This window comes from Nocardia lasii (genome assembly GCF_042658545.1).
Taxonomy (GTDB): Bacteria; Actinomycetota; Actinomycetes; order Mycobacteriales; family Mycobacteriaceae; genus Nocardia; species Nocardia lasii.
Window position 1 is genome coordinate 512,875 of record NZ_JBHSQN010000015.1, and the last position, 11,690, is coordinate 524,564.

At 68.7% G+C, this 11,690-nt stretch carries 13 protein-coding genes; 7 read left to right on the forward strand and 6 right to left on the reverse strand.

The window, feature by feature from the left end; translation table 11 throughout:
• Nucleotides 1-5: 5 nt before the first annotated feature.
• A complete protein-coding gene (locus ACFP3H_RS24550; RefSeq protein WP_378609470.1) occupies nt 6-686 on the reverse strand; it encodes a TetR/AcrR family transcriptional regulator in 681 nt (226 codons plus the stop codon).
• A 217-nt stretch (nt 687-903) separates the two neighbouring features.
• On the opposite strand from ACFP3H_RS24550, the gene ACFP3H_RS24555 reads away from it, so the two are divergent.
• The 4 genes from ACFP3H_RS24555 (at nt 904) to ACFP3H_RS24570 (ending at nt 6,160) form a co-directional block, all read left to right on the forward strand.
• Nucleotides 904-2,415 carry an amino acid permease gene (locus ACFP3H_RS24555; RefSeq protein ID WP_378609471.1) on the forward strand — a complete coding sequence of 504 codons (1,512 nt, stop codon included), beginning with the start codon at nt 904-906 and terminating at the stop codon, nt 2,413-2,415.
• Between the two features lie 168 nt (nt 2,416-2,583).
• Nucleotides 2,584-3,330 (forward strand): DUF1989 domain-containing protein, encoded by a 747-nt coding sequence (locus tag ACFP3H_RS24560; RefSeq protein ID WP_378609472.1) that lies wholly within the window; start codon nt 2,584-2,586, stop codon nt 3,328-3,330.
• Nucleotides 3,327-3,941, forward strand: coding sequence for an urea amidolyase associated protein UAAP2 (locus tag ACFP3H_RS24565; protein ID WP_378609473.1), 615 nt, complete (start codon nt 3,327-3,329; stop codon nt 3,939-3,941). The genes ACFP3H_RS24560 and ACFP3H_RS24565 overlap by 4 nt, the downstream gene beginning before the upstream one ends.
• 245 nt (nt 3,942-4,186) lie before the next feature.
• Entirely contained in the window at nt 4,187-6,160 is a 1,974-nt protein-coding gene (locus ACFP3H_RS24570; RefSeq protein ID WP_378609595.1) for a 5-oxoprolinase/urea amidolyase family protein, read from the forward strand.
• On the opposite strand, the gene ACFP3H_RS24575 is transcribed toward ACFP3H_RS24570, so the two are convergent.
• The gene (locus tag ACFP3H_RS24575; RefSeq protein ID WP_378609475.1) at nt 6,150-6,551 is read right to left on the reverse strand and encodes a RidA family protein; all 402 of its coding nucleotides are present in this window, start codon (nt 6,549-6,551) and stop codon (nt 6,150-6,152) included. The genes ACFP3H_RS24570 and ACFP3H_RS24575 overlap by 11 nt on opposite strands.
• A gap of 30 nt (nt 6,552-6,581) precedes the next feature.
• On the opposite strand from ACFP3H_RS24575, the gene ACFP3H_RS24580 reads away from it, so the two are divergent.
• A complete protein-coding gene (locus ACFP3H_RS24580) occupies nt 6,582-7,151 on the forward strand; it encodes a CGNR zinc finger domain-containing protein (protein ID WP_378609476.1) in 570 nt (189 codons plus the stop codon).
• Here ACFP3H_RS24580 and ACFP3H_RS24585 read toward each other — a convergent pair.
• Complete coding sequence (locus ACFP3H_RS24585; RefSeq protein WP_378609477.1) at nt 7,136-8,137, reverse strand: NAD(P)-dependent alcohol dehydrogenase; 1,002 nt, start codon at nt 8,135-8,137, stop codon at nt 7,136-7,138. The genes ACFP3H_RS24580 and ACFP3H_RS24585 overlap by 16 nt on opposite strands.
• An 86-nt stretch (nt 8,138-8,223) precedes the next feature.
• Between ACFP3H_RS24585 and ACFP3H_RS24590 the strand changes: the two genes are divergently transcribed.
• On the forward strand, nt 8,224-8,859 hold the full coding sequence (locus tag ACFP3H_RS24590; protein ID WP_378609479.1) for a TetR/AcrR family transcriptional regulator C-terminal domain-containing protein: 636 nt from the start codon (nt 8,224-8,226) through the stop codon (nt 8,857-8,859).
• A 218-nt stretch (nt 8,860-9,077) separates the two neighbouring features.
• Nucleotides 9,078-9,530, forward strand: coding sequence for an SRPBCC family protein (locus tag ACFP3H_RS24595; protein ID WP_378609480.1), 453 nt, complete (start codon nt 9,078-9,080; stop codon nt 9,528-9,530).
• Here ACFP3H_RS24595 and ACFP3H_RS24600 read toward each other — a convergent pair whose 3' ends face one another.
• The 3 genes from ACFP3H_RS24600 to ACFP3H_RS24610 all read right to left on the reverse strand — a co-directional run bounded on the left by ACFP3H_RS24600 (nt 9,531) and on the right by ACFP3H_RS24610 (nt 11,591).
• Nucleotides 9,531-10,565, reverse strand: coding sequence for an ATP-grasp domain-containing protein (locus tag ACFP3H_RS24600; protein WP_378609482.1), 1,035 nt, complete (start codon nt 10,563-10,565; stop codon nt 9,531-9,533).
• 154 nt (nt 10,566-10,719) lie between these two features.
• Nucleotides 10,720-11,118, reverse strand: a complete 399-nt coding sequence (locus ACFP3H_RS24605; protein WP_378609483.1) for a hypothetical protein — start codon at nt 11,116-11,118, stop codon at nt 10,720-10,722.
• Nucleotides 11,119-11,423: 305 nt separating this feature from the next.
• The gene (locus tag ACFP3H_RS24610; RefSeq protein ID WP_378609485.1) at nt 11,424-11,591 is read right to left on the reverse strand and encodes a hypothetical protein; all 168 of its coding nucleotides are present in this window, start codon (nt 11,589-11,591) and stop codon (nt 11,424-11,426) included.
• Nucleotides 11,592-11,690: the final 99 nt, after the last annotated feature.

Consider the following 11,690-nt stretch of genomic DNA (forward strand, 5'->3'; position numbering starts at 1 on the left):
ACGGATCAGCCGACGGGCGCAGTACCGATATCGCCGAGCCGGGCCAAGAGAGCGTCCGCCGCGGCCCGCACCGCACCGACATCGCCGCGATACCCGACGATCCGCATGATCCCGTCCGGGATGACGCGTTCGGTATCGTCCCCGGCCGCCCCCTCGTCGTACCTGATCGCGATCACCGTCTCGACCAGCCGGAACGGCAGGATCCGCGCGTCCTCGGATTGCCCTGCGGCCGAAGCCGATTCGGCGGCCAGCCGTTCGTAGTGCTCGCGCAACTCGTCGCGCCGACGCCGGAACGCCACGAAACGCTCGGTGCGCAGCTCGGGCAGCAGGTACAGCGCGCCCAGATTCCAGCGCGCCGTGCGCAATTGGCGCACGTCGAACAGGGCCAGCGCGTAGAGCTGGGTGAGCGCGTCTTCCGGCTCGCCGACCATCCGCAACGCCAATTCGACCGGCCCCGCGACGGTTTCGGCCAGCAGCGCGTCGAGGATGTCGTCCTTGGCCGCGAAGTGGTGATACAGCGAGGCCTGTCGGATGCCGACCGCGTCGGCCACCGCCCGCGTGGAGGTGTTGGCGTAGCCCTTGGTCGTGAACAATTCCGCCGCCGCGTCGAGGATCTCCGCGCGCGGCGTCGTTCCCTGCCTGCGCCGCTGTTCCAGCCGGGGTCGCCCGGGACCGAGATTCGCCACGCTCACGATTCTGTCACCGGTGTGTCGACCGCCCGGAAGCGCCCCGCTCACCAGGCACGATGCCGGACGGTCTAATTTCTGTCATCTGACAGAAACTCAGGCAACGCAGAAGTTACCGCCGTACCCGTACTCGATACACGCACGACACCGTTCGAGCGATCGCGCGCGCAAAACTATCGACTGATAGATATTGGCCGCACCGCTGAAGGACACCGACATGGCCACGACCCTCGCTTCTCCCGCCGCCCCGCCCGAACTCGCCCGCGACAGCGCCGATCTAAAGGCGTTCGGATATCAGCCGGTCCTGCACCGCAAACTGGGGCGTTACGCGTCCTTCGCGGCAGGCTTCTCGTTCGTCTCCATCCTCACCACGATCTTCCAGTTCTTCGGCTTCGGCTACTCGTTCGGCGGCGCCGCGTTCTTCTGGACCTGGCCGCTCGTGTTCGCGGGCCAGTTCCTGGTGGCGCTGAACTTCGCCGAACTCGCCGCCCGCTACCCGATCTCCGGGTGTATCTACCAGTGGTCGCGCCGCCTGGCCGGCGGGCTGGTGGGCTGGTTCGCCGGCTGGATGATGGTGCTGGCCCAGGTGGTCACCGCCGCCGCGGCCGCCATCGCGTTGCAGGTGGTGCTGCCCTCGATCTGGAGCGGCTTCCAGGTCATCGGCACCGACACCGCGCTCACCTCCAGCGACGGCGCGATGAACGCCGTGCTGCTGGGCAGCGTGCTGCTGGTCGTCACCACCACCATCAATGTGATCGGCATCGACCTGATGTCGAAGATCAACTCCATCGGCGTCACCGTCGAGATCATCGGTGTGCTGGCGATCATCGCGCTGTTCTTCGTCAACACCGAGCGTGGCCCCGATGTGGTGTTCCAGACCGACCAGGCCATCGAGGGCCCGTACTGGGCGGCGTTCCTGGTCTCGGGTCTGATGGCCGCGTACGTGATGGTCGGCTTCGATTCCGCCGGTGAGCTGTCCGAGGAGACCAAGAATCCCCGCAAGGTCGCCCCGCGCACCATCCTGATGGCGCTGTCGGTGTCGGCACTGGGCGGCGGCCTGATGCTGCTCGGCGCCCTGATGGCCGCGCCGAGCCTGTCCGACGGCGAATTGTCCACCGGTGGACTGGCTTACGTGATCACCGCCAAGCTCAACAGCCCCGCCGGAACCGTGCTGCTGGGTTGTGTGGCCGTGGCCGTGATCGTGTGCACCCTGGCGATCCAGACCGCCGGTTCGCGCCTGATGTTCTCGATGGCCCGCGACGGCAAGCTGCCCTTCGCCAAGGCACTGGCCACCGTGCATCCCCGCTTCGGCACCCCCGTGTGGCCCGCCGTCGTCATCGGCGCGCTCGGCATCGGTCTGCTGGTTCTCAACCTCGGCAACCCCGCCATCTTCGCCACCCTGGCCAGCGTCTGCATCGTGAGCCTCTACCTGGCCTACCTGCTGGTCACCGTGCCCCTGCTGGTCCAGCGCGTCAAGGGCCTGCCCGCCCCCGAGGACAAGTCCCTGTTCCACCTCGGCCGCTGGGGCATCCCGATCAACGCGCTGGCCGTGCTCTGGGGCATCGCCATGGTCGTCAACCTGGCCTGGCCCCGCCCCGAGGTCTACACCCCGGCAGGCGGCAGCTGGTGGCAGCTGTGGGCGGGTCCGCTGTCGGTGGCCGTGATCCTCACCGCGGGCGCCATCGTCTACCGCCTGGTCGTGGCGGGCAAGGAAACCACCCCCGCCTGACCGCCCCACCGAGGTGGCATTTTCGTGCGGCCGTACTCCGCAACCCGCGAAAACCAGCCACATCAGCGAATCGCCGCACGTTTATGCCACCTCGACCCAGCTCCACACCCCCCTGTCCGCACGCAACCCGTGAACTCCAGCGCCGCCCACCATCACAGGAGGTCAACGATGACGAACACCCACTCCACCGAGGGTGCCCGCGCCCACGCGCGCGCCCAGGCCGCAGCGGCCACGATGGCGCGCCCCGAGACGCCGGCCGGGGTCGACCCCGCTGATCTCGTTGTCGCCCAACGCATCCCTGCGGGCGGCTACGCGAACATGGTGATCGGCCGGGGCACCCGCATCCGACTCAGCGACCCGTCCGGCACCACCTGCGCGCACCTGTTCCTCCTGCGCGCCGAAGCACCGTGGGAGCGGCTGAATGTCGCCGACACGGTGAAGGTCCCGTGGCAGGCGTACCTCGGCCCCGGCCACCCGCTGCTCTCCGATCAGGGCCGTGTCCTCGCCACGATCCTCGCCGACTCGCACGGCCACCACGACACCCTGTGCGGGCCCACCACCGAGGGCCGCCACCAACTGCACCTGGCCGGGGCCAAGCAGGGCCTCGAACCCCGCGACATCGGCCCGTCGCTGGCCCTGTTCCGTGGCGCGCGCGTCGGCGCGGACGGCACGATCGAGTCGACCGGCAACGGCCCCTCGGGCGCCACCCTCGACCTGATCGTGCACCTCCCGCTGACCCTGCTGATCGCCAACGCGCCCCACCCCCTCGACGACCGCCCCACCGGCGATCTCGACCTGCTCGCCTGGCCTTCCCCCACCGAACTCGCCCCCAACACCGACCCGGAATACCAACGGGCCGTGGACAACACCGAAGCCGCGTGGGCGGCCGCACTGAACTCGGAGGTTTCGGCATGACCGCCACCCGCACCGTCGTCCTCGACGAGACCGTTCCCGCGTGCGCGCCCTGGTCGGCGATCGTGCGGGCCGGCGACCACCTCGACATCATCGACCTGCACGGCAACCAGGCCGTGGACTGCCTGCTCTACTCCGCCGCCGACCGCACCGACCGCTACAGCGCCCAGGCCACCATCGCCGCGCAGCGCAATATCTTCCTGACCACCGGCAGCGTCCTGCGCACCGAGGGCGGCACCCCGCTGATGACCGTGGTCGCCGACGAGGTGGGCAACCACGACACCATCGCCGGCGCCTGCTCCCAGGAGTCCAACACCCTGCGCTACGGCCACCACAACCGCCACCAGCACGCCTGCGTCGAGAACTTCCTCACCGCCGCGCTCCAGTGGGGCCTGGGCAAACGCGACCTGGTCTCCAATATCAACTGGTTCATGAACGTGCCCGTCGAATCCGACGGCACCCTCGGCATCGTCGACGGCCTGTCGGCCCCCGGCAAGAAACTCACCCTGCGCGCTGAGATCGACACCCTGGTCCTGGTCTCCAACTGCCCCCAGATCAACAACCCCTGCAACGGTTTCGACCCCACGCCCGTCCGCATGGTGGTGACCCGATGACCCCCCTGCGGACCACCGCGCCACCCCGGCCCACCTCGGCGGCCGGCGCCCCCTCCGGTACGTCGGCCCCACAGTCGGTGATCACGACCGACAGCGTGATGGTGGGTGGCAGGGCCGAGCCACGCTCGGCCGGACCCGCGCAGTCCCCACCGCCGATCGCACCCACCGACACAGCGGACAACACCGGCGCGGAAAGCTCGACCGCCACTGCGACCGAACGCCGTGTCGAGGTCGTGCGCCCCGGGATGCAGACCACCGTGCAGGACTGGCCGGGCCGAATCGGCTACTGGCACATCGGTGTTCCCCCGTCCGGCCCCATGGACGACCTGTCCTTCCGCCTCGGTAACCGCGTACTCGGCAACCCCGAGGGCGCGGCCGGTCTCGAGTGCACCCTGGGCGGCCCGGCCCTGCGTTTCTCGACCCCGACCTGGGTCTGCGTGACCGGCGCGGTCGCCGATGTGCGCGTGGACGGTGCCCCGATCGAGCAGTGGCGCACCGTGGAGGTCCCCGCCGGTGGAGTGCTCGAGGTGGGCGCGATCCGCGGTCCCGGCATGCGCACCTACATCCTGATCTCCGGCGGCATCGACGTCGACGAATTCCTCGGCAGCGCAGCCACTTTCACCCTCGGCAAGTTCGGCGGCGGCACCGGCTCGGCCCTGCGCGCCGACGAGTCGCTCACCCTCGGCGCACCGTCGACCCGGCTCGCCCCCGCCGTCCCGATGGCCGACCAGCCCGCGTTCGCGCACCGCTGGGAACTGGCCGTCACCGAGGGCCCGCACGGTGCCCCGGAGTTCTTCACCCGCAACGACTTCGACACTATCGTCGGCACCGACTACGAGGTCCACTTCAACTCCGACCGCACCGGCGTCCGTCTCATCGGCCCGAAGCCGGAGTGGGCCCGCACCGACGGCGGCGAGGCGGGCCTGCACCCGTCCAACATCCACGACAACGCCTACTCCATCGGCGCCCTGGATTTCACCGGCGACACCCCCATCCTGCTCGGCCCAGACGGCCCGAGCCTCGGCGGTTTCGTCTGCCCGATCACGGTCGTGGCCGCCGACCGCTGGAAGCTGGGCCAGCTCACCCCCGGCGACAAGGTCCGCTTCGTCCCCATCCGCTCCGAACACGCCGCGCCCGCCGCCGAACTCGGCCACCGCCGCCGCGCGTCCTTCGGCACCGTCCTGTCGGCGGGCAGTGACGGCGACGACGGCATCCTGCGCCGCACCGAGGTCGACGACGAGACCGGCGTGACCTACCGCCGCCAGGGCGACGACGGGGTCCTGGTCGAATACGGCACCCTCACCCTGGATCTGGGCCTGCGCGCCCGCGTGCACGCCCTGCACCAGCACCTCCTCGCGATCGGCCCGCGCGGCGTCATCGAACTCACCCCCGGCATCCGCTCGCTGCAAATCCGCGTCGACCCGGCGGTCCTGCCGATCCCCCAGCTGCTCGATCTGCTGGCCGAAGCCGAAGCGCAACTGCCGAATTCGCACCAGCTGGTCGTCCCGAGCCGCACCGTGCACCTGCCGCTGTCGTGGGACGACCCGTCCACCCGCGAGGCCATCACCCGGTACATGCACGGTGTGCGCGCCGACGCCCCCTGGTGCCCGTGGAACATCGAATTCATCCGCCGCATGAACGGCCTGCCGTCGGTGGACGACGTCTACAACACCGTCTTCGACGCCGAATACCTGGTCCTTGGCCTCGGCGATGTGTACCTGGGCGCCCCCGTGGCCACCCCCACCGACCCCCGCCACCGACTCGTCACCACCAAGTACAACCCGGCCCGCACCTGGACCCCCGAGAACGCCGTCGGCATCGGCGGCGCCTACCTGTGCATCTACGGCATGGAAGGCCCCGGCGGCTACCAGTTCGTCGGCCGCACCACCCAGGTCTGGAACCACCGCGCCCGCCCGGCGGGAACCGCCGGACCCGGCGTCGACCGGTTCCCCGACGCGGCCGAAACACCCTGGCTGCTGCGCTATTTCGACCGCATCCGCTGGCACCCGGTCGAGCCCGACGAACTGCTCGACCTGCGCGCCGACTTCGCCGCGGGCAAGGTCGACATCACCGCCGAGGACGGTGAGTTCCGCCTCGCCGACTACCGACAGTTCCTCGCCGACAACGACGATTCGATCGAGCGGTTCCGCACGATCCAGGCCGAGGCGTTCGCCGAGGAACGCCAATCCTGGCGCACGGCAGGCGAACTCACGGACTGACGGCCGCCACGGCCTCGATCTCGATGAGCGCGCCCTCGACCGCGAGCCCGGACACGAACGCGAAGGTGATGGCGGGCGGATGCGGTGTCCGCTCCCACGCCGCGCCGAAGGCCGCGAAGCCCTCCTGCAAGCTCTCGCCCTCCTTGATGAGCAGGTTCCACTTGACCACATCGGCGGGCTCCGCACCGGCCGCGGTGAGGCAGGCCCGCAGGTTGGCCAGGGTCTGGCGCACCTGCGAAGCGAGATCGGGCCCGACGATCTGCCCGGTGGCGTCGACCCCGTTCTGGCCGCCGATGTAGATGAGATCAGCACCCGCGGGCACCCGCACGACCTGCGAGAACGCCGGGTTGCTGTGCAGAGATTCCGGATTGATGTACGTCGCGATTGTCATGCCACCACCGTAACCAGTTAAACTGGTGTCATGCAAGACCGAAAATCCCTACCGCCCGCGGTGCGCCGCCGCTTCCGCGCGGGTCGCCCCTGCCTCGACAGCGTCCACACCGGCGGTGAGGGCGAGCTGGCGGTCTGGGAGATCGTGCACACCACCGAGGACCTCGCCCACTGGCTCGGCGTCATCCTCGACCTGCCCGAGCTCACCGCCACCCCCGCCGACCTGCCCGCCTTCCGCACCCTGCGCGCCGCCCTCTCCCGCGCGGCGTTCGGCAGCGCCAACGGAATCCCGCTGTCCCCCAGCGACATCGACACGATCAACACCGCCGCCGCCGCACCACCCCTGACCCCCCACCTCGAACCCGACGGCACCATGACCTACCCGAACCCCACCGCAGGCGCGGCCCTGTCCACCCTCGCCCGCGACGCCATCGACCTGTTCTCCGGCCCCCTGGCCGACCGCATCCGTATCTGCGCGAGCGACAACTGCGGACTCCTCTTCGTCGACGCTTCCCGCCCCGGCCGCCGCCGCTGGTGCTCGATGGACCGCTGCGGCAACCTCACCAAGGTCAAGAAGTACCGCGATCAGTCCGCCACGTAGAGCACGGTCTTGCCCGAGGCGTGACCCTCGGCGAAGGTGGTGACCGCTTCCGGGACCTGGCTCAGCGGGAAGCGGCGCTGGATCACCGGCCGCAGCGAACCCTCGGTGGCCAGCCCCGCCAGGTGGTCCAGGTCGGCAGCCGAAGGCCGCATCAGCAAGGCTTTCAACGTCTGGCGGGTGAAGAGGTTGGTGAGCGCGACCGCCGCCAACCAGCGAACCGGGCCCAGCCAGTTGTCGTGCGGCGCGGCGGCGGAGGAGATGAACACACCCTCCGGGGTGAGCACGCGCCGGAATTCGCGCAACGAGCGATTGCCCGCGAGATCGAAGATCGCGTCATACCTAACCGGTGAATCAGCGAAATCCGCAGTGGTGTAGTCGATCACGACATCGGCGCCGATCCCCCGCACCATCTCGACATGCCGCGTGCTGCACACCGCCGTCACGTGGGCGCCGAGCCCCTTCGCGATCTGCACCGCGAAACTGCCCACGCCACCGGACGCGCCGTTGATCAACACCCGCTGCCCCGGCCCGACCCGACCGATATCGCGCAACCCTTGCAGCGCCGTCATCCCCGAATCCGGTATCGCCGCAGCGTCTTCCAGCCCCATCGACGCGGGCACGCGCGCGAAAGCCCCGGCCTCGGCGCGGACGTACTCGGCGAACGCCCCGCTGGGCACCTCACCGAAAACCCGGTCCCCCACGCCGAATTCGGTCACCAGATCGCCGACCGCGACCACCTCGCCCGCCAGGTTCTGCCCGATCATCCGGTGCTTGGGCTTGCGCACCCCGAACCCGAGCCGCAGCAGGTAGGGCGTCCCGGTGAGCAGATGCAGGTCCCCGCTGCACAGCGACGCCGCGCGCACCCGGACCACCACGTCCCGCTCCCCCGGCGTCGGCCGCGGCACGACCTCCGCGCACAACACCTCGCCCCCGCCGTAGCGAGGCGCGACCCAGGCGGTCATCGAAGCCGTATCCACATCGGTCATGAGGTCCCTCGTTTCGCACTTACAGCGTAAGTCTCTTGGCGGGAAGAGTACGCTTACGCCGTAAGTAGGTCAAGGAAGGATGTCGCATGCCGCGTACCCCACTCACCAGGGACCGGGTCCTGCGCGCGGCCATCGACCTCGCCGACCAGCAGGGACTCGAGGCCCTGTCGATGCGCAATCTGGCCAAGGCGGTCGGGGTGGAGGCGATGTCGCTCTACAACCACGTCGCCAACAAGGACGACCTGCTCGACGGCATCATCGACCTGGTCGTCGCCGAGCTCTACGTCCCCGCGATCAGCGGCGACTGGCGGGCCGAACTCCGCCGCCGCGCCCTGTCGGCCCACGAGGTCCTGCTCACGCACCGCTGGGCCACCGGCCTGCTCGGCTCCCGCGTGAAGGTCGGCCCCGCCATGCTGCGCTACGTCGACGCCACCCTCGGCTGCCTCATCGCCGCGGGCTTCACCTACGAACAGGCCGACCGCGCCTGGAACGCCCTCGACAGCCACATCTACGGCTTCACCCTCCAGGCCATCAACTTCCCCCTCGACCCCGACGAATACGCCTCGGCCGCCGAGCAATTCCTGCCCATGATCCCGCCCGAGACGCACCCCCACATGCACGCCATGGCTGCCCTGGTGATCGACGGAACCCATTCCGGCATCGCCGATTTCACCTTCGGGCTCGATCTGATCCTCGACGGGCTGGAAGCCCTCCTGCACTGAACCCGTTACGACGCAGGGACTTCGGGGCCCACCAGGTCCCGCTGCACAGGTCCCACCTGGACCCGCCACAGCGTCAGCTTCAGCACCTGCGGTCACGGATCGCTCGGCGAGCACACCGACGCCGTACCCGGCACCCCGCGGACCGACCTTCCGATCACCGCGTCGACCCGGACCGCGATCGTGTCCATGACGCCCGCCCGCTGACTATCGTTGCGTCGATGAACTCCTTTACCGCGCAGCGCGAGATCGAGGCTCCCGTCGAGCACGTCTGGGATGTCCTGACGGATCTGGACGGTGCCGTCGAGATTCTGTCAGGTGTGACGCGGATCGAGCGACTCGACGGCGCGGGCTACGCGGTCGGCACCCGCTGGCGCGAGACCAGGAAGATCATGGGCAAGGAGGCCACCGAGGAGATGGTGGTGACCGAGGTCGAGCCCCGGCGTCGCACGGTGATCGCCGCCGAAGCGGGCGACATCTCCTATCGCACCGAGTTCACGGTGGCCCCGACCGCCACCGGAACGCTGCTCACCATGACCTTCGCCGGCACCTCGAACGCGACCGGTGTGCGGGCGCTCCTCGAGAAGCTGATGGCCCCGCTGGGAACGGCGGTCACCCGCAAGATGATGACCGCCGATCTCGCCGATATCGCCCGCGCGGCGCAGGCGCGCTGATCACCCCGCGACCAGGTCGGCGCTCCTGCGGACGGCTTCGGGCAGCTGACCGTCGTGTCGCGGTGAGACTTCCATGACCGCTTCGGCCACCGCGAGGCAGGCGCCGAGCCGCGGTGGTTCGCGCAGGCCCGAATCTCCTTGCCACAGCAGGCGAACCGCGGCCCACGGCAGATTCACGCCGGCGAATTCGGTGTGGAACAGTCCGGCCGAGGGGCGCGGATTCGCTTCGAGCAGCACGGGTTCGCCTGCGCGATAACGCAATTGGACATTGGTCAGGTACGCCAATTCGAAATGGCCGACCAATTGTCGGGCGATATCGACCACGGCGGGATCGTCGACCAGCATTCTGAAGCGACCCTGTTTGGCACGCGGGATGCCGACGAGCAGTTCCCCGCCGGGCGCCGACAGGCAGTCGATACTGATCTCGGGCGCTTCGAGGAACGGCATGACCAGCAGCGGCAGCGGTGCTTCGCCCTCCTCTGCCGCGCGGCGCATCGCCGAGGCGACCGCCTCGACCGAGGCCACCGGGCGCGGGGCGACGCGCAGCGCGCCCATGGTCAGCGGGCGGTCGTCGAGGATGCGGAACCCGAACGCCGAGTACTCGCCGCTGGGTTTGATGCACAGGGTCTCCCCGGTCAGCGACAGCTCCTCGACGGCCGCGCGGAACTGCTCGGCATCGGTGACCTCGCGCCACGGCGGCACGGGAATGCCTGCCCCACCGGCGATCTCGTAGGTGCGGACCTTGTCGGTGAGCGCCTTCACCGACGACAGCGGCGAACACATCACCCTGGTGCCGATCGCCGCGAAATCGGCGATCCGGCCCGCCAGCGCGTCGAGCCGACGCGGCGGGATGAGCACATCGATGCGATGTGTCCGACAGAAATCGAGCGCGAACTGCGCGTAATCCTCGTTGCCGACATGGCGGGGCTCGACCGCCGCCACATCACACACCGAGAGGGCGACCGCGCCCGGATCAACATTGCTGGCGTAAATACTGACTTCGACCCCGTCGGGATTGTCCCGTAGCAACCGCATGACCTGAACGGACGCCGCACCCGCACTGCTCAGCCAAATCCGAAGCGTAATACCAACCGCTCCCTTCCTGTTCTCGAAGAGAACCGGACTTTATCCCGGTTCTGCTTCGAGCACATTTCGGGAGGAAAGACCCCAAGTCACATCCCGACGCCCACTACTTCGCGAGCTGCCCGATTCGTTGACGCGCGACGTTGAGCAGTGTCGCGACATCGACGTCGGGGACTTCTTCGCGGCGCAGTTCCCGAACGAGTGACCGCTGCTCCTCGTTCAGCTCATCAGTGAGTCGTTCGATCTCCGAACGAAGGTCCGAGATGTGTTGAACTCGGCCACTGACGTCACGCGCATCGCCGAAATCGTCCACGATCAGCCTTGTCTCGACATGCGACAACGGCACATCCAACTTGGCCGCGATGATAGTGCGGGCCTCATAGCCCACATCCGTGAGATGCCTGGCCTGACCACACGGATCGGTGCCATAGACGTCAGGAACGGTGATCTCCCACCACCGGCCGACACGGTTCGCATGCACGTCGTAGGTGATTGCTGTGCTCATGATTCGTCCTCCTTCGGGCAGTCACACGCCGCAACGGCCTTGTTGATGGTGCGAACCACCCCTGGCGAGACAGTTCGATGTCCATCGGGAACGCTCACGTCGTGCTTGCCTGTGCGGCAGCCGTATATCGAGTGACTGCCCGCTCCATCGCGAAGTTTCGACCAGCCCTCCTTCTTCAGGGCTTGCAGGACCTTCCTGGTCGGTTGCTCCGCGATCACCAAGTAACGCTACCAAGCTAGCAGTCATGAACGCAAGCTTGGTAGCGTAAACTTCTGCTAGTCGTCTAGCCGAATTGGGTTCCTGAGTCACAGACCGTATTTGCGGATGAACTCTTCGGTGAGGTCGAGGGCGGGGAGGCCGTGGTCGGTGGCTCGGGTGTCGGTGGCGGTCTCCTCGACCCACACCGCGGGCGCCGGCGGGAGTTGGCGCCACTGGGCGCGTGGATCGGTGCGGTCGTCGTGCTGGTCGGTCATGCCGTCCCCCTTCGTTCACCTCCCAGAATAGGGCGGGGACGGGGATTTCCGCAGAAACTGCTCGCCTACCGGGTGCGACCGGTAGGCGAGCAGTGGCGG

Coding starts and splice junctions, on each gene's coding strand:
- ACFP3H_RS24555 (WP_378609471.1), top strand. CDS start 904: ATGGCCACGACCCTCGCTTCTCCCGCCGCCCCGCCCGAACTCGCCCGC.
- ACFP3H_RS24560 (WP_378609472.1), top strand. CDS start 2,584: ATGACGAACACCCACTCCACCGAGGGTGCCCGCGCCCACGCGCGCGCC.
- ACFP3H_RS24565 (WP_378609473.1), top strand. CDS start 3,327: ATGACCGCCACCCGCACCGTCGTCCTCGACGAGACCGTTCCCGCGTGC.
- ACFP3H_RS24570 (WP_378609595.1), top strand. CDS start 4,187: ATGCAGACCACCGTGCAGGACTGGCCGGGCCGAATCGGCTACTGGCAC.
- ACFP3H_RS24575 (WP_378609475.1), bottom strand. CDS start 6,551: ATGACAATCGCGACGTACATCAATCCGGAATCTCTGCACAGCAACCCG.
- ACFP3H_RS24580 (WP_378609476.1), top strand. CDS start 6,582: ATGCAAGACCGAAAATCCCTACCGCCCGCGGTGCGCCGCCGCTTCCGC.
- ACFP3H_RS24585 (WP_378609477.1), bottom strand. CDS start 8,137: ATGACCGATGTGGATACGGCTTCGATGACCGCCTGGGTCGCGCCTCGC.
- ACFP3H_RS24590 (WP_378609479.1), top strand. CDS start 8,224: ATGCCGCGTACCCCACTCACCAGGGACCGGGTCCTGCGCGCGGCCATC.
- ACFP3H_RS24595 (WP_378609480.1), top strand. CDS start 9,078: ATGAACTCCTTTACCGCGCAGCGCGAGATCGAGGCTCCCGTCGAGCAC.
- ACFP3H_RS24600 (WP_378609482.1), bottom strand. CDS start 10,565: ATGCGGTTGCTACGGGACAATCCCGACGGGGTCGAAGTCAGTATTTAC.
- ACFP3H_RS24605 (WP_378609483.1), bottom strand. CDS start 11,118: ATGAGCACAGCAATCACCTACGACGTGCATGCGAACCGTGTCGGCCGG.
- ACFP3H_RS24610 (WP_378609485.1), bottom strand. CDS start 11,591: ATGACCGACCAGCACGACGACCGCACCGATCCACGCGCCCAGTGGCGC.